The 21,269-nt window shown below is 37.5% G+C and carries 20 protein-coding genes; 16 read left to right on the forward strand and 4 right to left on the reverse strand.

From position 1 onward, the window contains the following. Positions 1–5 precede the first annotated feature (5 nt). The 3 genes from IGI58_RS14850 (at position 6) to IGI58_RS14860 (ending at position 3,163) form a co-directional block, all read left to right on the forward strand. A complete protein-coding gene (locus IGI58_RS14850) occupies positions 6–923 on the forward strand; it encodes a F0F1 ATP synthase subunit gamma (RefSeq protein ID WP_087639746.1) in 918 nt (305 codons plus the stop codon). Positions 924–1,321: 398 nt separating this feature from the next. Next, on the forward strand, positions 1,322–2,728 hold the full coding sequence (gene atpD, locus IGI58_RS14855; RefSeq protein ID WP_087639747.1) for a F0F1 ATP synthase subunit beta: 1,407 nt from the start codon (positions 1,322–1,324) through the stop codon (positions 2,726–2,728). Between the two features lie 15 nt (positions 2,729–2,743). Then, complete coding sequence (locus tag IGI58_RS14860; RefSeq protein ID WP_087639748.1) at positions 2,744–3,163, forward strand: F0F1 ATP synthase subunit epsilon; 420 nt, start codon at positions 2,744–2,746, stop codon at positions 3,161–3,163. 135 nt (positions 3,164–3,298) lie between these two features. On the opposite strand, the gene IGI58_RS14865 is transcribed toward IGI58_RS14860, so the two are convergent. Continuing rightward, complete coding sequence (locus IGI58_RS14865; RefSeq protein WP_429952441.1) at positions 3,299–4,603, reverse strand: ISL3 family transposase; 1,305 nt, start codon at positions 4,601–4,603, stop codon at positions 3,299–3,301. A 635-nt stretch (positions 4,604–5,238) separates the two neighbouring features. On the opposite strand from IGI58_RS14865, the gene IGI58_RS14870 reads away from it, so the two are divergent. The 5 genes from IGI58_RS14870 to IGI58_RS14890 all read left to right on the forward strand — a co-directional run bounded on the left by IGI58_RS14870 (position 5,239) and on the right by IGI58_RS14890 (position 8,766). Beyond that, on the forward strand, positions 5,239–5,475 hold the full coding sequence (locus tag IGI58_RS14870; protein WP_087639749.1) for a DUF1146 family protein: 237 nt from the start codon (positions 5,239–5,241) through the stop codon (positions 5,473–5,475). 105 nt (positions 5,476–5,580) lie between these two features. Next, positions 5,581–6,879 carry a UDP-N-acetylglucosamine 1-carboxyvinyltransferase gene (gene murA, locus IGI58_RS14875; protein ID WP_429952782.1) on the forward strand — a complete coding sequence of 433 codons (1,299 nt, stop codon included), beginning with the start codon at positions 5,581–5,583 and terminating at the stop codon, positions 6,877–6,879. Between the two features lie 14 nt (positions 6,880–6,893). Continuing rightward, the gene (locus IGI58_RS14880) at positions 6,894–7,073 is read left to right on the forward strand and encodes a DNA-directed RNA polymerase subunit beta (protein WP_087639751.1); all 180 of its coding nucleotides are present in this window, start codon (positions 6,894–6,896) and stop codon (positions 7,071–7,073) included. Positions 7,074–7,232: 159 nt separating this feature from the next. Continuing rightward, the gene (locus IGI58_RS14885; RefSeq protein ID WP_087639752.1) at positions 7,233–7,595 is read left to right on the forward strand and encodes a PTS glucitol/sorbitol transporter subunit IIA; all 363 of its coding nucleotides are present in this window, start codon (positions 7,233–7,235) and stop codon (positions 7,593–7,595) included. A 4-nt stretch (positions 7,596–7,599) separates the two neighbouring features. Further along, entirely contained in the window at positions 7,600–8,766 is a 1,167-nt protein-coding gene (locus tag IGI58_RS14890) for an AI-2E family transporter (protein ID WP_429952781.1), read from the forward strand. A gap of 182 nt (positions 8,767–8,948) precedes the next feature. On the opposite strand, the gene IGI58_RS14895 is transcribed toward IGI58_RS14890, so the two are convergent. Continuing rightward, a complete protein-coding gene (locus tag IGI58_RS14895; RefSeq protein WP_087639754.1) occupies positions 8,949–9,569 on the reverse strand; it encodes an FMN-dependent NADH-azoreductase in 621 nt (206 codons plus the stop codon). Positions 9,570–9,975: 406 nt separating this feature from the next. On the opposite strand from IGI58_RS14895, the gene licT reads away from it, so the two are divergent. From licT to IGI58_RS14935, 8 genes are all read left to right on the forward strand, one after another. Then, positions 9,976–10,815, forward strand: coding sequence for a BglG family transcription antiterminator LicT (gene licT, locus IGI58_RS14900; protein ID WP_087639755.1), 840 nt, complete (start codon positions 9,976–9,978; stop codon positions 10,813–10,815). A gap of 230 nt (positions 10,816–11,045) precedes the next feature. Then, positions 11,046–12,917: a beta-glucoside-specific PTS transporter subunit IIABC gene (locus tag IGI58_RS14905; protein ID WP_429952780.1), complete on the forward strand. Its 1,872-nt coding sequence runs from the start codon at positions 11,046–11,048 to the stop codon at positions 12,915–12,917. 133 nt (positions 12,918–13,050) lie between these two features. Continuing rightward, on the forward strand, positions 13,051–14,499 hold the full coding sequence (locus IGI58_RS14910; protein WP_225533160.1) for a glycoside hydrolase family 1 protein: 1,449 nt from the start codon (positions 13,051–13,053) through the stop codon (positions 14,497–14,499). Positions 14,500–14,611: 112 nt separating this feature from the next. Beyond that, the gene (locus tag IGI58_RS14915; protein WP_429952779.1) at positions 14,612–15,196 is read left to right on the forward strand and encodes a guanylate kinase; all 585 of its coding nucleotides are present in this window, start codon (positions 14,612–14,614) and stop codon (positions 15,194–15,196) included. Between the two features lie 141 nt (positions 15,197–15,337). Beyond that, positions 15,338–16,165: a VOC family protein gene (locus IGI58_RS14920; protein WP_225533162.1), complete on the forward strand. Its 828-nt coding sequence runs from the start codon at positions 15,338–15,340 to the stop codon at positions 16,163–16,165. A gap of 13 nt (positions 16,166–16,178) precedes the next feature. Continuing rightward, positions 16,179–17,186, forward strand: coding sequence for a serine hydrolase domain-containing protein (locus IGI58_RS14925; protein ID WP_429952778.1), 1,008 nt, complete (start codon positions 16,179–16,181; stop codon positions 17,184–17,186). Positions 17,187–17,257: 71 nt separating this feature from the next. Continuing rightward, a complete protein-coding gene (gene manA / locus IGI58_RS14930) occupies positions 17,258–18,232 on the forward strand; it encodes a mannose-6-phosphate isomerase, class I (RefSeq protein WP_429952777.1) in 975 nt (324 codons plus the stop codon). 230 nt (positions 18,233–18,462) lie between these two features. After that, on the forward strand, positions 18,463–18,981 hold the full coding sequence (locus IGI58_RS14935; RefSeq protein ID WP_429952776.1) for a hypothetical protein: 519 nt from the start codon (positions 18,463–18,465) through the stop codon (positions 18,979–18,981). A 126-nt stretch (positions 18,982–19,107) separates the two neighbouring features. On the opposite strand, the gene IGI58_RS14940 is transcribed toward IGI58_RS14935, so the two are convergent. Together IGI58_RS14940 and IGI58_RS14945 are read right to left on the reverse strand one after the other, a co-directional pair. Further along, positions 19,108–19,803, reverse strand: a complete 696-nt coding sequence (locus tag IGI58_RS14940) for a type 1 glutamine amidotransferase (RefSeq protein ID WP_429952775.1) — start codon at positions 19,801–19,803, stop codon at positions 19,108–19,110. Continuing rightward, entirely contained in the window at positions 19,793–21,145 is a 1,353-nt protein-coding gene (locus IGI58_RS14945) for a Mur ligase family protein (RefSeq protein ID WP_225533168.1), read from the reverse strand. The genes IGI58_RS14940 and IGI58_RS14945 overlap by 11 nt, the downstream gene beginning before the upstream one ends. Positions 21,146–21,269 lie beyond the last annotated feature (124 nt).

Genomic DNA, 21,269 nt, shown 5'->3' on the forward strand with positions numbered 1-21,269 from the left:
AGGAAATGGGTGCTTCATTAAATGAAATCAAACAACGCATAGCTTCTACTAAAAAAACCAGTCAAATCACAAATGCGATGCAGATGGTTTCAGGAGCAAAGCTGACGAAATCAGAAGCGGCTTCTAGAAGCTTTCAAGAATATGCGTCCAAAATCCGTTCGATCGTTACTCATCTTGTTGCATCACAGTTGAATGACCTTGATGATTTAGACAACTTTGATTCCGAAGATTCTTCGGATCTGAACTATCATGCGATGTTAAAAGCACGTCCAGTGAAAAAGACCGGCTACATCGTTATCACCTCTGATAAAGGATTAGTTGGTGGTTATAATAGTTCGATCTTAAAACAAACGATGAAAATGATGAGTGATGATCACGACTCACAAGAAGAATTTGTTTTGATTGCAATTGGCGGAACTGGAGCTGATTTTTTCAAGGCTCGCGGCATCAATGTTGCGTATGAATTGCGCGGACTGACTGATCAACCAACGTTTGATGAGGTCAGAAAAATCGTTTCAGCAGCAACATCAATGTATGAAAACGAAGTTTTTGATGAATTATATGTTTGTTATAATCACCACATCAATTCACTGACAAGCCAATTTCGAGTAGAAAAGATGCTGCCGATTTCAGATTTAGATCCGGAAGAAGCAACAACTTATGAGCAAGAATATATATTGGAACCTTCAAAAGAAGCGATCCTTGATAATTTATTGCCTCAATATGCGGAAAGCTTGATTTATGGAGCCATTATCGATGCCAAAACAGCGGAACATGCTGCTGGTATGACTGCAATGAAAACGGCAACGGATAATGCTCAAAATATTATTAGTGATTTAACGATTTCATATAACCGAGCTCGACAAGGAGCAATCACTCAAGAAATCACAGAGATCGTGGCTGGTGCAGCAGCACTAGAATAAGTAGTATGAAACACTATCTCTATAAACGGTATAAAACTATCAGGCGCTTCGACAGTTTCACACAAGTTAAATAGCCAAAAAGCGGCTAGTTATCTTGTGCTCCAACTGCTTTCGCCAAAGCGATAGTTTTGTGACCTCTATAAACGGTATAAAACTATCAGGCGCTTCGACAGTTTCACACAAGCTAAATAGCCAAAAAGCGGCTAGTTATCGTGTGTTCCAACTGCTTTCGCCAAAGCGATAGTTTTGTGACCTCTATAAACGGTATAAAACTATCAGGCGCTTCGACAGTTTCACACAAGCTAAATAGCCAAAAAGCGGCTAGTTATCTTGTGCTCCAACTGCTCTTGCCAAAGTGATAGTTTCATGACCTCTATAAACGAAACGGAGGAAAAGACATGAGTTCAGGAAAGATTGTTGAAGTTATTGGTCCCGTTGTCGACGTGGAATTTTCACTAGATCAATCCTTACCAGATATCAATAATGCATTAGTCGTTTATAAAAACGGCGAACAAAAACAAAAAGTTGTATTAGAAGTTGCTTTGGAATTGGGCGATGGTGTTATCCGCTCGATCGCTATGGAATCAACAGATGGTCTGCAACGTGGAATGGAAGTTATCGACACAGGTAAACCAATTTCAGTTCCTGTAGGAAAAGAAACATTAGGACGTGTGTTTAATGTGTTAGGTGACACTATCGATTTAGAAGCACCATTCCCTGAAGAAGCAGAACGTAGCGGTATTCATAAAAAAGCGCCTGCTTTTGATGAACTTAGCACAAGTAATGAAATTTTGGAAACTGGGATCAAAGTAATCGATTTGTTGGCTCCTTATTTAAAAGGGGGGAAAGTTGGACTTTTCGGGGGTGCCGGAGTAGGTAAAACCGTCTTGATCCAAGAATTGATCCACAATATTGCCCAAGAACACGGCGGTATTTCAGTATTTACGGGTGTAGGTGAACGAACTCGTGAAGGGAACGACCTTTATTTTGAGATGAAAGATTCCGGTGTTATTGAAAAAACAGCGATGGTGTTTGGACAAATGAACGAGCCGCCAGGTGCACGGATGCGTGTAGCACTGACCGGTTTGACGATCGCTGAGTATTTCCGTGACGTGGAAGGACAAGACGTATTGTTGTTTATCGACAATATTTTCCGTTTCACACAAGCGGGTTCAGAAGTGTCTGCCTTGTTAGGCCGGATGCCTTCTGCCGTTGGTTATCAACCAACGTTAGCTACTGAAATGGGTCAATTGCAAGAACGTATTACCTCAACTAAAAAGGGTTCTATTACATCTATCCAAGCGATTTATGTGCCAGCCGATGACTATACTGACCCAGCTCCAGCAACTGCTTTCGCCCATTTGGATGCAACAACCAACTTAGAACGTCGTTTGACGGAGCAAGGAATCTACCCTGCGGTTGATCCGTTGGCTTCTTCATCGAGTGCCTTAGCGCCGGAAGTTGTTGGTGAAGAGCATTATGCAGTTGCAACAGAAGTGCAGCATGTGCTTCAACGTTATCGTGAATTGCAAGATATCATCGCTATTTTAGGGATGGATGAATTGTCAGATCAAGAAAAAATCTTGGTAGGACGCGCACGTCGAATTCAATTCTTCTTATCACAAAACTTCAATGTGGCAGAACAGTTCACTGGTCAGCCAGGTTCTTATGTGCCAGTTGCTGAAACTGTTAGAGGATTTAGAGAAATTCTTGATGGAAAATATGATGATCTACCAGAAGAAGCATTCCGTAGCGTCGGCAAGATCGAAGACGTCATTGAAAAAGCGAAAACGTTGAATTACTAGAAGGAGGGAACACAGATGGACTGTTTAACTGTAAATGTGGTTACTCCTAATGGTTTAGTTTATGATCACCGAGCAACGATCGTTGTGGCTAAAACGACGGATGGTGAGATCGGTATTTTGCCAAAACATGCGCCGATCATTGTTCCTTTAGCGATAGACGAGGTTCGTGTGAAAAGAACAGATTCCGACACTCACGTCGATTGGATCGCAGTAAATGGCGGTATCATGGAAGTTCGTGATGACGTTATCTCGATCATCGCAGATAGTGCGGAACGTGAACGAGACATTGACGTTAGCCGTGCTGAGAGAGCAAAACAGCGTGCTGAACGAATGATTCAAGAAGCGAAAGAAAATGCTAATACAGATGAATTGCGCCGAGCAACAGTTGCTTTACATCGAGCGATCAATCGGATCAATGTATCTAAACATACGTAATAGCATATTCTTCATTAAGAATAAAAGTCTGGGATAAAACTGTTTTCTAGTTTTGTCGGCTCTTTGTCAACTAATGTTGGTAAAGAAAATCCAAAGAATGAAATCGATGAATATGAATCCTAGAGGAAATTTCCTCTAGGTCTTTTTGTTTTCTTGAAAAAGAATGGTGCCAAAACACAAAGAAATTCTCAATTTGAAATTGTAAAAGTTACGGAACCCGTAAGCATTTCTCTTCAACACTTTAATATGGTTATTTAAACCTTCTAATGGTCCATTAGAATAAGACAATTCTAGCGCATGTTTAATTTCATTTTGGTACTTCTTAAACGTACCAATAGTCTTTTGATAGTAGGGAGGAAGACGGCGGAAATCTTCGTCTAATAGTGCATGAAACCGATCAAAGTCTCTTGTCTGTATAGCATAAAGAAAGTCCTGATAACAGGTGTGGCCACTTTTCAACTCGTCATCATACGCAAGTAATCGATCAACGATCTCTGTTTCAGTTAAATAGGTGCGGAAAGAAGGACGCCAAAGGCGTTTTTCAAAATCAAGCTTCGATTGATTTTTTTGAAGAAGCTTCCAGTAGTTCTTCAAGTGTCGATATTTTTTCGCTTCTGTATTTCCCTGATGAAGAAAGGTGTTCATTCTCTGAATGCGGTGCTTTAAAAAGGTTCGACCGATGAGTTGGACAATATGAAAGCGATCAAGAATAATCTGAGCCATCGGGAATAACTTTTTGACGAGAGAAAAATAAGGAGCATACATATCGCAAACAATATACTTAACCGTTTTACGAACAGTCAAAGGAAATCGTGAAAAATAACGCTCTAGAAAAGGGAGCTGACGATTTTCAACAACATCAATTAACTGCTTGGTTTGCCCATCCATCATGATGAAACTCATCGAAGCCGTGACTTGTTTCACTGATTTGAATTCATCAAAACAAAGAACTTCCGGTAAGGTGAGTCGATTGATTTTTTTTGGCTCATAAAATCGTTTCAAGACACGGTAAACAGAGGAAACAGAGACCTTCTTTTGACGTGCAATTTGACTCATAGAAGTGACGTTTCGGAGGCGGTCAGCAATGGACAGCTTCACCTTCGATGAAATCGAACACCCTTTTTCAACAAGACTCGTTTCTGCAACAAATGTTCTGTCACAAGAATGACAGAAGAAACGACGTTTCTTCAAGCGTAAATACGTTTGATACTCCGAAACATCGTTGAGTAAAATCAAACAGCTTGTAAAGCCCCAACGGATAATTGCTTCCTTTTCTTCTTGATCACAGTGAGGACAAATATGCGCAGTATAATCGAGCGTACCAGAAAAGACCTGACAGATTCTTCCTTTGACCCGTTCTTTTTTTAAGCAGTTTTCGTTAAAAGTGATATTTAAGTCTAGAATATCTAAGGTATTTTTGATAAGATTTGTATAGGACATCTTGATTTCCTCCTTTTTGAATGGTTTTAGACGACTTCATTCTAAAGGATATCAGGGTGTCTTTTCTATTATTTTGCATTAAAAAAGATGCCAGTGATTTCTCACCAACATCAGAAAGTATAGAGCCGTTTTGTCTTAGACTTTTTCTTGTTTTAAAAGTATACATATATTTGAGAGATAAAAAGTAATTAATTAAAAAATAAGAAACATTATTTTTTGTTTTTGCTGATTTGTGATAAACTGGTTTTATGTTACTTAGTTAGAGAGATACATATTATTAAAAAATAAAGTTAGTGATGAACATTTTTGTGGGAAAAAGCTCTATATCTCTCGAGAAAGAGATAAAACCTGAATGAGGTAAAAGCGCCTCAGGCATGTTTTTCTATTTTTCAGTCAGAGCTGAATGAGACTGTTCCGCTTTTGCTGAGAATCACAACGAAAGTATTTAAGTTGATGATGAACAGTACAAGACTTTCGTAAGAAAGTGTTGATCATTATTGTTATCCAGCTGCATGAGCCAGTCTCTCGAGAAAAAGATAAAACCAGAATGAGGCCAAAAGCGCCTCAGTCATGTTTTCCTATTTTCTAGTCGAGACTAAGCGGGCTCATTCCGCTTTTAATTTAAGGAGTGTATTATGCAATTTTATGGAATCGATGCGTTGATTCGGATCATTTGTCACATGCTGTTTATTTATGTAAGTTTTTGGGCAATGCAGTCTATTCGGATCGAGCAGTTTTTTAAAGCGCATTTGACGAATCAGGTGCGTTTGCTGATTGTGTTATTTTCAATTGTGATCGGTTATACAGTCAGTTCATTCTTCTTAGAATTTATTGCGTTGTGCCGTAATTTATTCATAGTATTTTTCCAATAAGAATGAAGAATAAAAAGAAAAGGTACTATTTTTTATAAAATAGTGGTATAATAGAAAAGATTTTGGATCGAGACGTCCAATTCTAATTTTTTTGGGGGGAACAAAATGGAACAAATTATTGTTCATGGTGGTAACCAATTAAAAGGAACTGTGAAGATCGAAGGGGCTAAAAATGCAGTATTACCTATTTTAGCAGCGACCCTATTAGCAGAAGAAGGAACAACGACATTAAATAATGTACCGATTCTTTCTGATGTATTTACAATGAACCAAGTAATTAAACATTTAAATGTAGATATTGATTTCAATGAAGAATTAAACCAAGTTAAAATAGATGCGACTCAACCGTTAGGCATTGAAGCAAATTATGAATATGTTAGCCAAATGAGAGCATCGATCGTCGTTATGGGGCCATTATTGGCTCGTAATGGGCATGCTAAAGTAGCAATGCCTGGTGGCTGTGCCATCGGTAAACGCCCAATTGATTTACATTTAAAAGGATTTCAAGCATTGGGTGCGACGATCATCCAGAAAAATGGATATATTGAAGCCATTGCTGAAGAATTAACAGGAAACACGATTTATTTAGATTTTCCAAGTGTTGGTGCAACACAAAATATCATGATGGCGGCTGTTAAAGCAAAAGGTACTACGATCATCGAAAACGTGGCTAGAGAACCTGAAATCGTTGATTTAGCTAATGTCCTTAATAAAATGGGTGCGAAAATCATTGGTGCTGGGACTGAAACGATGCGTATCGAAGGCGTTGAAAAACTTCATTCTGTTGAACATTCGATCGTCCAAGACCGTATTGAAGCAGGTACTTTCATGGTGGCTGCGGCAATGACACAAGGGGATGTACTGATCGAAGAAGCTATTCCGGAACACAACCGTCCGTTGATTTCTAAATTGACTGAAATGGGTGCTGTGATTCGTGAAGAAAGAGGCGGTTTACGTGTTGTTGGTCCTAAAGTGATCAAACCAACTGATGTTAAAACTTTACCTCATCCAGGTTTCCCAACAGATATGCAAGCACAAATGACAGCGATGCAAATGGTAGCGGATGGCTCAAGTGTTATTACTGAAACTGTTTTTGAAAATCGTTTCCAACATCTTGAAGAAATGCAACGTATGAATGCAGACGTGAAGATCGATGGAAATGTTGCTATCATCAATGGGACACAACGTTTACAAGGAGCTGCTGTCGAAGCAACAGATTTACGTGCAGCTGCAGCATTGATTTTAGTTGGTTTACGTGCTGAAGGGATCACTCGTGTCTCTCATCTAGAGTATCTAGACCGCGGTTATTATAAATTCCATGAAAAACTTCAAAAACTTGGAGCAAAAGTGGAACGTGTCAATGACGAAAAAGTTGTTGAAAAAAATCTATCTGCAATTCTTTAAAAGGGGAAAAAAATATGAGTTCGACACGCTATATAATAGTGACTTTGTTGAAAGTCTTAGTTGTGATTTCTTTAGTGATCATTTTATTTGTTGCCGGTACGATGATCGGTTACGGTGTGATCGGTGGAGGAAATCCTAAAGATGTATTTAAAGAAGAAATTTGGGCTCATATTCTAGACTTTTTTAAATCTTGATAATGAATCACTACAAACGTTTTGTTTGTGGTGATTTTTTTCGTTTTAGATAAAAGTGATAAGAAAATAAGAATCGTGTTTTAGTTCAAAATAGTGATTTAGAAAAAATGTTCTATGTTATAATTAAAAGTGAATACTAGATGAAGGGAAGATTATGTGATGAAAGCAATAGTTACCGAAATTGGTGCAAAAGCCTTGGATGAAAAAGAACCAATGATCATTCTATTTGGTGAAAGTGCCACAGAAGGACTAAAAGAATATTCCGTAATTCAAAAATTTCAAGAAACACGATCATTGAAAATGAAAGAAGGAGACCGACTAAAAATTGACGAACAGGAATACACGATTCGTTATGTGGGGTCATATGCGAATGAAAATTTAAACAGCATTGCCCATGTCACTTTAGTTTTTACTGATATACCTGAGGAAGATCCTATTGTCAATGGTTTATATCTTGATCCAACAACGCTTCCGAAGATTCAGATCGGAACAACAATTGACTATGTGTCTTCTGGAGTGTGATTAAATGAAAAATGAAAAGGTCAAAGAAAAACGCCTTTCGTGGTTTTGGCGTTGGTTCTTGAATAATCAGGTGGTCACAGCTTTATTGATCGTATTGCTGATTTTATTGATCATTTTGGTTTTTACTAAGGTTTCCTACCTATTTACACCAGTCTGGCAATTTATTGGTGTCGTCGGCCTACCATTGATCATGGCAGGTATCTTGTATTATTTAATGAATCCAGTAGTTGATTTCTTAGAAAAGAAGCAGATTCCAAGGATTTGGAGCATCATTGGCTTGTTCATTATCGTTGTTGCATTGATCATTTGGGGATTAGTTGTAATTGTTCCAAAAATACAAGAGCAAACCATTAGCTTTGGGAATCATTTTCCTCAATATATCGAAACGATCGATAAAAAGATGCAGGAAATTTTAAGTGATCCGCTTTTCGCACAATTCCGTACACAGTTAGAGGATATGGGCGATAAATTGACTAATTCATTAGGAGATGTGATCCGCAATATCTCTACGTTTACCGTTCAAGGATTAGGAAGTTTTGTGGGCGCTGTAGCAACTGTCTTTGTGGCAATCGTTACGATGCCATTCATTTTGTTCTATCTTCTAAAGGACGGCAAACAGTTGGCTCCTTATCTTATGAAATTTTTACCGAATAAAATGCGTAAGCCAACATTGAGGGTCTTGAGTGAAGTGAATGAACAAGTGTCATCTTATATTCGCGGGCAGTTGACGGTTGCGTTCGCAGTTGCGGTGATGTTCATTATAGGGTTTTCGGTCATCGGGCTTGATTATGCGATCACGTTAGGGATCACAGCTGGATTTTTAAATTTGATTCCATATCTTGGTTCATTTTTAGCAATGATTCCGGCTATATTTTTGGGGATCGTAGGCGGTCCTGTTCTGTTAGTAAAAGTTTTGGTCGTTTTTGTTATTGAACAAACGATCGAGGGCCGTGTGATTTCACCGCTTGTTTTAGGTAGTCAGCTGGATATTCATCCAGTAACGATTTTAGTGGTTTTATTGACCTCAGGGAAGCTTTTTGGTGTGGTAGGAGTGATTTTAGGTATTCCAGTCTATGCTGCGGCTAAAGTTATCATTACGCATATTTTTGAGTGGTATAAAGATGTATCAAGTTTGTATCATGAAGAAGAGGGACAAAATCAAGAAGAATAAAAGAAGAGGCTGAGATAAAAGTGTTTAGCTCCGAGAACCAAGTAGGTACTGTGCAGCATCAACTCATTCTTTATTGTGTTTTACAGCAATAAGAAGGGGCTGCTTTTTTCTCGCCGTTTATTCGAATTTAGAGCGTGGGACAAAACTGATTTTTAGTTTTGTCCCACGCTCTTCTTTTTATTTTAAAAAGTTTTACCTAAAGTCGTTGCTTGGTTCATTGCTGTTTCTAATAATTCTTCTGCTCTATCTGGGAAATGGTCGATTCCTTCAATAAACAATTGATCGACTTGAGAAACTCCGATGAAGTTTAAGATTCCTTTAACATATTGTGACGCGAAATCTTGTCCTTCATAAAAGCCGCCATTTGATTGGATGTGTAGAGCTTTTTTACCTTCAGTTAAAGGTTTTGGTCCTTCTTCTGTATATTTGAACGTTTTGCCGGCAACGTTGATCGTATCGACCCATGCTTTCAAACGAGTAGGTACGTTTAAGTTCCATAAGGCATTTGCAATAACAACTTTATCAGCAGCTAAGAATTGATCAGTCAACTCGTTGAAGCGTGCTACTTTTGATTGTTGGCTTTCGTTTAAAGCTGTAAATTCTGTACCAGTACGTAATGCTCCCCAACCAGATAATAATTCTTCATCGATTTCAGGAACATAATCAGCATAAACATCAAGAACATCGATTTCATCCGCTGGATTTTCTGATTTATAGCTTTCTAAAAAAGTTTCTAATGCACGTACAGAACGTGATTCTTCTTTTGTAAGCGGGTGTGCTTTGACAACTAATAATTTTGACATATAAAATCTCCTTTAAATACCTAAGTATCTTTATTTGTAAACAAGACTTATTTTACTAATAAAAAGTAAGAAAATCAATATTTTTGCGAAAATTATATAAAAATTGTTTGTATATGATTTTTTGGTAAAAAACATCGAGTGTTTGAGCAGCCATAAATCTTTATTTTGTGGATGATCTCTTTTGGAGTCATATTCTTAAATGGAACAGCGTATTTTTTATTCGATTCTAAAAAAATTCTCAATTCCTTTTTTGAAAAGGGTTGCATCTATTTTAAAATAATGGTATGCTAAGCATGCATTAAGGATTGTTACTGTTCGGCAGGCAAAACCAGAATCTTCCATAAGTTTGTAGTAGTGGGCGGATTCTAGGTTTTTTTCATTTGTATTTGTAAAAGTGAGGTTCATCATGTATATTGAAAAAATTTTAAACAACAATGTCGTTATGACAAAAAATGAATCAGGTGAAGAAATTGTCTGTATGGGCCGTGGATTAGCATTTCAAAAAAAAGTTGGAGACTTGATCGATCCAACCTTTATTGAAAAAGAGTTTGTTCTAAAAGATTCTGTTACCTCAGGACAATTTCAGCAATTATTTGCAGATATTCCTATGGAGGAAGTCGAGGTCGTTAAAAAGATCGTTGATATGGCAGAAGCTGATTTAGGGATCGAGCTCTCTTCAAATATCTACTTGACGTTGACGGATCATATCCATTATGCGATCATGCGGGCAAAAGAAGGATTGGAAATGCCCAATCCATTGATGTTTGAGACTAAAAAGTTTTATCCTAAAGAGTTTGCGATCGCTAAAAAAGGTGTAGAGTTGATCAAAGAGAAATTAGCTGTTGATTTTTCTGAGAGTGAAGCAGGATTCATTGCTTTTCATATCGTCAATAGTGAACAAGCAAACGGGAATATGGAAGTGACCATGTCAGCTACTGAGATGGTACGGGATATCCTGACGATCATTAGCCGTTACTTTGGGAAACCATTTGACGAAGATTCCTTGAATTATCAACGAATCGTGACACATCTGCAGTATTTTGCACAACGCTATCTGCAAAATGAAGCGCACGATGAAGAAGATGATTTTCTCTATGAATTGATTCAAAGTAAGTATCCGAAAGCATTTCAATCGGTACAAAGAATCAATGATTATCTAGTTAAGACATATCAAAAGCCGATCGATAAGGCTGAACAAATTTATCTAACCATACATATCCAACGAGTGGTTGGAGATAAAAAGTAGTTTCATCAAAAACCTTCAATCATAGCGGATTGTTACTGATTAGCAGGCAAAACCTAGATTGAAAAAACAAACGATTCATCTATACGTATCTTTTCTTTACGTATAGGCGAGTATTGTTTTTTCAGTTTAGGTTTTTTTATATAAAAAAATCAAAAATATGGACGGTTCTCTTTTCATTTAATGAGAAAGAGCACTTAGCCTGATAAAAATAAGCAAGGGAGAAAATGATTATGAGTAAAAATCAAGAAATCGCTGAACGCGTGTTATCGATGGTTGGCGGAGAAGAGAATGTAAATAGCGTTGTACACTGTGCAACTCGTTTACGTTTCAAATTGAAAGACGAGGAGAAAGCAGCGACTGATAAGCTAAATCAAGATCCAGATGTCATTCAAGTTGTTAGAAGCGGTGGACAATATCAAGTCGTTATCGGAAGTCATGTTAGTGATGTTTATAAGGAATTGATGGCTCACAGTGGTTTAGGGGACAATAGTGACTCTAAAGATGAAGGACCTAAAGGAAATATCTTTAATCAGTTGATCGATATTATTTCTTCTATCTTTACACCATTTTTAGGTGCAATGGCAGGAGCTGGGGTCTTAAAAGGATTCTTGACTTTAGCGCTCACATTGAATTGGTTGACAGCAGAATCTGGTGTCTATGTAGTGCTTTTTTCTATCGCTGATGGTATTTTTACGTTCTTACCGATTCTTCTAGCATTCACGGCGGCGAAGAAATTTAAGACAAATGAATTTTTGGCAGTCTGTTTAGCGATGGCGTTAGTTCATCCAAGTATTTCGGCACTAGCAGGTAATACTTTGAGCTTTGCTGGAATTCCAGTGATTATTGGTGCAAGTGCGTATACGTCTTCAGTTATTCCAATTATTTTGGCTGTGTTCGTACAAAGCTATGTTGAACGCTTTTTCAAAAAAGTTATTCCGTCATTCTTGCAAATTATCTGTGTTCCATTAGCAGTTTTCTTGGTAATGGCGCCAGTAACATTTATTGCGATCGGTCCGATCGGTACAATTTTAGGTGATCTATTAGGTAAAGGCTATAATGGTATTTATGGTTTTAGTCCAATTATCGCAGGTGCTGTAATGGGTGGTTTATGGCAAGTATTCGTAATGTTTGGGATGCACTGGGGCTTTGTGCCGATCATGATGCTAAACTTATCTGAAGCAGGCGGTGGTGTTGATACAATGGCGCCAATGTTATTACCAGCTGTTTTAGCACAGGGTGGCGCAGCTTTAGCTGTGTTCTTCATGACAAAGAATGTAAAATTGAAAGGTTTAGCATTATCATCTGCAATGACTTCTGTCTTTGGAATTACTGAGCCAACTGTTTATGGTGTAACACTTCCTCTGAAAAGACCATTTATCGCCGCTTGTATCGGTGGTGCGATCGGTGGTGCATATATTGGCTTTAGTCATGTTCAAAACTTTGTCTTTGGGTTGATCAGCTTATTGAGCTTACCAGGATTTATTCCGCAAGAAACAAAAGATACATCAGGTATGATCGCAGCGATCATCGGAACGGCCATCGCCTTTGTAGTTGCCTTTGTTCTAACATTTATCTTGAGATTTGATGACAAAGTAGAAGCAGCTGGAACACAAGAAACAAAAGAAAGTCAAACAGCTGCAAAAGGTGATAAAATTGTTTTATCCAGTCCATTAACAGGTGTAATCGTTCCTTTAGATAAAGTAGAAGATCAAGTGTTTTCATCTGGCGCTTTAGGTAAAGGAATTGCAGTTGAACCAACAGTCGGTGAACTTTATGCTCCGGCAGATGGAGAAATCACTACGTTGTTCCCAACAGGGCATGCAGTTGGTATTACTACCACTGATGGAGCGGAAGTGCTGATGCATATTGGCATGGACACTGTTGAAATGGATGGTGATGGCTTTGAAATACTTGCAAAACAAGGGGATAAAGTGAAACAAGGTGATTTATTGATCAAATTTGATATCGATAAAATCAAAGAAGCTGGACACCCAGTTGTTACGCCGATCGTTGTAACAAATAGTGCTGATTTTCTTGATGTGTTAGATATGAACCAAACAGAAGTGCTTCATGGTGAAGACTTCCTGGCAGTGGTTCGTTAAAAAGATTTTTGGCTATTTGAAGTAGTATCAAGGAAAAACGGATAAAAATAGAGTCAGGCTGAAAGCGGCTCTATTTTTTCTAACGAGGATCAAATGGGCTTGTCACGCTTATAAATTTAAGGAGGACGATTATATGTCAAACAAAACTACTGCATTTCCAAAGGGATTTTTATGGGGCGGTGCAACAGCAGCGAATCAGCTAGAAGGAGCCTATCTTTCAGATGGTAAAGGATTATCTGTTGCAGATGCGATGCCTGGTGGCAAGCAGCGTTTTCAAGTGTTAGGCAGTGATACCTTTAATTGGGAGATCGATGAGGATAAATATATTTACCCAAATCATCGTGGCATCGATCATTATCACCGCTATAAAGAAGATATCGCACTATTTGCAAAAATGGGGTTCAAATGTTATCGCTTTTCTATCGCTTGGGCTAGAATTTTTCCTAAAGGAGACGAGTCTACGCCAAATGAAGCTGGCTTGAAGTTTTATGATCAAGTGATCGAAGAATGTTTGAAGCATGGGATTGAGCCTGTTGTGACGATTTCTCACTACGAAATGCCATTACATTTGGCTAAAGAATATGGCGGCTGGAAGAACCGTAAGTTGATCGATTTCTTTGAAACATATGCAACGGTCGTATTGAATCGTTATGGTAAAAAAGTAAAATATTGGATGACCTTCAATGAGATCAACTCTGCTTTCCATTTTCCAGCACTTAGCCAGGGAATGGTCAAAGCGACTGGAGCCGGCGATTATCAAAATGTTTTCCAAGCATGGCATAATCAGTTTGTAGCAAGTGCTAAAGCAGTGAAAATCGGACACGAAATCAATCCAGATATGCAAATCGGATGTATGATCATTTATGCAACTACTTACAGTATCGATGCTAATCCTGTCAATCAAATGGCGACCTTAGCTCAAAATCAGGAATTCAACTTCTACTGTACGGATGCACAAGTTCGCGGTGAATATCCTGCTTATCAACAACGTATGTTTGAAAAATATGGTGTTTCTGCATTAGAAATGGGCGCAGATGACTTGGAATTGATGAAGAAATATACGGTAGACTATATTGGTTTCAGTTACTATATGTCATCAGCAGTCAATGAGACAGCTGAAGAAGAAGACACAGTGATTGGAAACTTACTAGGTGGTGTACGTAATCCATTCTTAGAAGCAAGTGAATGGGGCTGGCAAATCGATCCAGAAGGCTTGAGAATTGCATTGAATGAATTGTATGACCGTTACCAAAAACCACTATTTATCGTTGAAAATGGCTTAGGAGCGATCGATAAGGTTGACGAGAACTTCTATGTAGAAGATGATTATCGTATCGATTATCTGCGTCGTCATATTGAAGCGATGTCTGATGCAATAAAAGATGGTGTTGATCTAATGGGCTATACGCCTTGGGGATGTATTGATCTTGTTAGTGCATCGACGGGTGAAATGAGCAAACGTTATGGCTTTATTTATGTAGATTTAGATGATAATGGCGAAGGAACATTGAATCGCTATGAGAAAAAATCGTTTAACTGGTATAAAAAAGTCATTGAAACAAATGGTCAGGATCTAAATTAATACTCTTGCAGCTGAACTGTAACTTTTCAAGTTATGGTCGGCTGCTTTTTTTAGTTGAAGCAATCGTTCAGTTATTGTATAGTTGTGCTAAGTTTTCAAAGGAGGAAAAACAATGACAAAGCCTTCATTACAACATCTATTTTTTATTATTATCGGTCCAAGCGGCTCTGGAAAAACAAAGGTTGCAGAAGCTGTTTTTCCAAAAGATTATAAAGTGATTTCTCACACGACCCGACCAAAGAGGCTGGGAGAACAAGAGGGAGTCGATTACTATTTTGAAACACAAGAACAATTCCAGAACTTGATTCAGTCAAATGCTTTAGCAGAATATGATACCTATAATGGACAAAAATACGGAGTGGGCATTGATGAACTGTTGCGTAAAACAACGAAACATTGTGCGTATGATGTTTTAACCTTTCAGGGATTTGAGGCGATCGAAAAGCTGTTTAAACCGATGGTGGTTCCGATTTTTTTTGAAGTATCTAAAGAGAATGTGATGACACGATTACAGGAAAGAGGAGATTTGCCTGAGATCATTAAGGAACGTTCTGCTTTATATGATCAAGAAATCAAAAATAAAGAAAAAATCATCCACTATCCTCAACACTTCATTATAGATGCAAACCAGCCATTTGATTGTGTTGTGAAGAGTTTAGCTCACATCGTCGAAGAGTCCATAAAAAAACATGACTAGGCAAGTTTATTTTTTATAAAGAAAGTAGTTTAGTGCTAAAAATGCTTTTTGTACGACCTTTATTGATAAGCGTATTTGCTTGCTGAAATCAGGAGACACGTATAAAATAAACTCTAGGAGACATTCGGAGGGGGAAGTCGAATGGAGAAATTTATACTATCGAAAGATGTCTATGTAGAAACGGTTGCAATTCGGATAAAAGATGTAGAAACGATGGTCAGCTTTTATAAGAATGTGTTGGGTTTTGTGTTAAAATTAGAAGAAAATAATTTGTCTATTTTTGGTTCTCTGAAAAGAGACAGTCGATTACTTATATTAGAAGAAACGGAATCTGAACAGGTGGAAGTAGTTGAGAAGTCTGTCTGTTTTTCTTTGTTGATTCCAACATTGGAAGAGTTCAGCAGTCTTTTGCGGCGAATTACGGTTCATGATTATCCAATTACATGCGCCATTCAGCAAAATGGTCGAAAAAGTGTTTTTTTAAGTGATCCTGAAGGCAATGATATCGCCATTACGTATAATGATGAAACGAAGCAGACGGAAACGTCATTGCAGGAACTGGATATTCAGCATTTGATCAAATCTAGTAAAGTTTTATACACGAATCTGTCTCCAGAAGTCAGATTGGATCGAGTGAAATTATATGTTGATGATAAGTCAGAACACTATCATTTCTATCAAGAAGTATTAGGGATGGTTCCTAAATCAGATAGTGAAGATACATTAGCGATCAATGATCATAATTTTTTTATTCATTTGGAGCATTCAAAACAGTCAAACAAAAAAGCAACAACAAAAGATACTTTAGGGATCGATTTTTTTGTGCTGAATGTTGATCAGGAAGATGAAATGATCCGCTTGAAAGGGCACTTGGAAGAACAAAATCAGGCATTTTTTATCGATAATAAACGAACGATATTAACTATTTACGATCCAAGTAATATTGAATGGTGGTTTGTAAGAAACTAAGAGGGAAAATAAGATGTACAATAGAACAAAAGAAAAAATCACACAGCTCATGAATCAAGGAACGTTTTCAGGTGCGAGCTTTTCATTTATCATAAACGGCTACAGTGAAGATTATACGTGGGGCAGTGCTCAAGTCATTCCAAGCATAGAGCCGCTTACGCCTTCACTGCTTTTTGATGTGGCTTCTTTGACGAAAGTCATTTGTACTACGACGGTTGTTCTTCAATTATTGGAAGAAGGCCTGATCGATCTAGATCAACCATTTAACAACTATTTACCAGTGTTCAATGATGAAAAAATAACGATCAGACATTTATTGACTCATACATCAGATATTCAAAGCTACATCGAGAACCGTGACGAATTATCCAAAGAAGAATTGCGGGAAGCATACTATCATGTTCGGTCTGGCGATCAGCTTGGAAAAAAAGTAGCCTATACAGATACTGGAACGATACTTCTAGGCTTCATGTTGGAACATTTGTTAGGTAAGGATGCTATCGTTATCTTTAAAGAGCGAGTGTTAGAGCCTTTGGATATGAATGACAGTTGCTTTTTACCAAAAGAGGCTTTGAAAACTGTCCCAACTGAAAAGCATCCAGTTAGAGGACTTATACGTGGGCAAACTCATGATCCAAAAGCGTTGGTTTTAGCTGAACATGCCGGAAATGCTGGATTATTTACAAATTTAGCTGACTTAAAAAAATTTGTTGGCATGTATCTGAGACAAGGGGTGGCTGGTTCTAGAAGATTGTTGAAAAAAGAAACGATTGTCTCACTTTTATCGGATCAAACACCCGATAAAAAAGGACACCGTTCACTAGGTTGGGATTTAAAAGATGACAAGGAGAAGCGACCGTTATTGTTCCATACAGGGTATACTGGGACCTTTTTATTGATTGATGTCCTAAAGCAAGAAGCGTTTATTTTTCTTTCAAATCGTGTTCATCCGATCGATCGAAGAGCAGACTATATTCAAAAGCGCGATGAACTGATTCAAATATATTTAAAAGAAAAATAACAAGCAAAGATGAATCGCTTTCTTTTTAGTGGTATAATAAATTCGAGCAAAAATGGAAGGAGTCTCAAACAATGCAGCAACCTTTATTTTTAACACCTGTTTTTCAAGAAAAAATTTGGGGTGGGGATCGTTTACATACCGTATTCGGTTTTGATCTGCCTAGTAACAAAATTGGAGAGGACTGGGCGATCAGTGCGCATCCTCATGGCGTAAGCGTCGTGGAAAATGGTGAATTTGCAGGACAGAAACTTGATGATCTATGGACCAACTATCGTGAATTATTCGGTAATGCTAAAGGAGATGTATTTCCTTTACTGACGAAGATTTTAGATGCAGAGGATGATTTATCTGTACAAGTTCATCCAGATGATGCCTATGGTTTGGCTCATGAAGGAGAATTAGGGAAAACAGAATGTTGGTACATTATCGATGCAGAACCAGGTTCAACGATCATTTATGGTCACAACGCGAAGACTCGTGAAGAACTTGAAACATTGATCAAAGAAGGTCGCTGGGATGATTTATTGCGGAAGGTTCCTGTAAAAAAAGGAGATTTTTTCTATGTCCCAAGCGGAACGATCCATGCGATTGGTAAAGGCATCATGATTTTAGAAACACAACAAAGTAGTGATACGACTTATCGTGTATATGACTATGATCGAAAAGACGATCAAGGTCAGACGCGTGAATTGCATATTCAGCAATCAGTAGACGTGACCACAGTTCCGGCGAAAGATGCGCAATTAACTATTCAGCAGCAAAATCAAGGACAATCAAGCATCGTTACCTATTTAAAGACAGCATTTTTCAATGTCTATGAATGGCAAGTGAAAGGTATCTTGAAGTTAGCGAAAAATGCGCCGTACACTTTGGCTACGGTCATTGATGGTGCTGGAAATTTGGTCATCGAAAATGAAGATGGAATGAAAGCTGAAAGCTATGAGTTGAAAAAAGGCAGCAGTTTTATTCTACCAAGTGATATAAAAAAATGGCGTATTGAAGGTGATGTTACGATCATTGCGTCTGAGCCTGGTGAGAATGTTTAAAAGTAATGGAGTATTAAATTAGTTGATTTTTTAGTAGAAGTTAATATGAGGGATCTTTCGCTTTCACTGTCTATATGTTTTTAGGAGGAGTGAGTCGCAGTAGTTCTTAAAGTTATGACCTACTCCTTTTTACGACTAAATTTTCTCACTTTGAAATTAACAAATAGACTGAGGAAATTTTATATTTAAAAGTTGATAGTGATTTTATTGATAATATAAAGTGAGGAAAAATGAAAAAAATAATTTGTGAAGCATGTGGTAGTAATGAACTAGTCAGAAAGGGTAATTATTTCATTTGTGAGTATTGCAGAAGTACTTACGAAATAAATAAGGTAATGACTGATAAACGAAATACCCTTCATTCATCACCTAAACAAAGCGTTAAGTTAAACGAAGATAAATCTTCTTTAGATCAAAAAGAAGTCTTAGCGAAAAATGAACCAAAGAAAGTAGATTTAGCAAATAGAACGCCTTTTTTATTTCGTTTGTTGGGCAATGCTCTTATTATTTGGGGAATCCTTTTTGCTTTGGTCGTGATTACTTCTTTAGTAGACAAAGAATGGCTGGATGTGATTTTCTTTGGTTTGTGGTCAACGTTACTAATTAACGGCGGGAACGATTTAGTAAACACAAAGAGAACTGGAATCATTAGGAAATTGCGTGTACCTCAGTTAATTTTTTTGATTATTCTTTCTCTCATTCTTTTTTTCTGTTACGTGAATGGTTTTCTTTTTTTTAAGTACATCTAATTATATAATTATAGTTTGAAGCAAAAAAACATACAAATCTCTTAATTAAAAGAAATGTATGTTTTTTTATTTTTCAAAATATGCATAGAGGATTTTGAACATTATAATATATTTATCTAACTGAATTTAGTTGATGATCATTTTATGAGGAATCTCAAAAGGCTCTCCGTACTTTTTTTCCAAAGCTGTCTTGATCAATCGGATACCAAGATTTTCATTTCTAGCCAAGATCGGACCATGGAAGTAAGAGCCAAAGACATTTTTGTAGATGACACCCTCAGAACCGTCTTCATTATTATTGCCTTTTCCTTGAACAACATTTCCAAGCGGACGCTCACCTTTACCCAAAAAGGTTCGGCCATTATGATTCTCAAAACCATAATATGTTTCGTTGAATTCTTCGTTATGAATAACGATATCCCCAATGTAACGGTTATTGTCTTGACTTAATGTATAGTGATCCAAGGCACCAATACCGTGGATTTTTTCCCCTTTAGCACCCATATAATAATGCCCAAGTAATTGGAAGCCGCCGCAGATCGCCAGCATGACGCCATCATTCTCGATATATTCTGTTAATGTCTCTTTTTTTGTCTGAATATCATCCGAGATGATCAGCTGTTCAAAATCTTGACCTCCGCCAATAAAGACTAAATCATATTTTTTTGGATCAAAATCTTCATAAACACTGACGATCTCCGAACGAAAAGTTACATTCATTTTTTCAGAAAGGTATTTAAGCATCAACAAATTTCCATTATCACCATAGGTATTCAGTAAATTTCCGTATAAATGACAAACAACTAATTCTTTAGGCACCATTCATTCCTCCTTGAATATAGCCTTGAGCAGCTAATGATTTTCGTAACTGTAAAACTGCTGTGTAGGTTGCTAAAATGTAAACATGTTCTGTTGGCAGCTCTTTGATCGCAGCAATTACATCATCTATCGCAGGGATTTCTCTTAATTTATCCTCTGGAATGCCCGCAACTTTTAAACGCAGAGCCATATCCTGATGGCGGTCGCCACCTGCAATCACCTCTGGAATGTCCATTGTAGCCAATGCTTCATGATCTCCGTCCCAGATCCAGCTCACATCGATTCCGTCTGCGTAATTCGCATTAAGTAATGAGACCAGTGAGAAGGAGTAAGGGGCAAGCCCCATCATATCGATAACTTGATTGATACCTACAGGATTCTTCACCAAAATCAAGGTACATTGTTTTCCTTCGATGGTGATGACTTCTTGACGGCCAAAAACTTTTTCATCATAGCTTAAGCCTGCTCTGATTTTCTCAGGTGCAACACCATAGTGTTCAGCTACTGCTGTGGCTGCTAAAGCATTATACACATTATACATTCCGCCAACTGCGATGTTGTATTCTGCGCCATCGATCACAAAATCGGCAGATACGTTATCCATTCGAACCATCTCAGTTAATTGAACATCTAATTCTGGACGATGGAAGTCACAATTTGGACAATAATATTTTCCTAAATTCGCATACGTGATCATTTTGTAGTGCAAGATATGATGACACTTAGGACAAAGCAAGCCGTCTGTATTATAATGCGCCATCTGTTCTTCATCTGGCTGGTGATTAAAGCCATAATATTTTCTAGGATTGATCGTTTCAATAGAATTGAAGATCGGCGAATCACCATTACATAAAATCGGTGCGTTTGGTGCTTGCGCAGCACCATCTACGATCAATTTGTACGTTGTATAAATTTCGCCATAGCGATCCATTTGATCACGAAAGATATTTGTAAATAAAAATAGTTTTGGTTCAATATATTTAGTTACACGGCTTAAGCTGGCTTCATCGATCTCGAGAACAGCAAACTTTTGTTTTGCTCCTTTATTTTTGGCAGATAAAAAGGTTGAAACGATGCCTTGTTCCATATTTGCCCCAGTTGGATTCGTCAAAACATGATCGAACTCTTGTCTTAAAATATTAACAGTCAAAGCTGTCGTCAATGTTTTTCCGTTTGTTCCTGTGACAACGATGATTTCATAGTCTTTTGCTAATGTATCTAAAATTTTAGGATCGATTTTTAATGCTAATTTTCCAGGGTAGCTGCTGCCGCCTTTAAAAAATGTTTGTAATAACCATTGAGAAGTTTTTCCAGCAAAAATCGCTGCATGGCTTCTGATTCCCATAAAGTGACCTCCAATTTGTCTCAATTATTCGTGTCTAAAGACAACAATAAACTCAATCTATAATAACACAACTGAAAAAAAAAATTAATTCCTTTTGCTTTTTCTTACTATAATATAAAGAATT

The sequence above is a fragment of the Enterococcus sp. AZ020 genome, assembly GCF_050499205.1.
Taxonomy (GTDB): domain Bacteria; phylum Bacillota; class Bacilli; order Lactobacillales; family Enterococcaceae; genus Enterococcus_L; species Enterococcus_L dunnyi.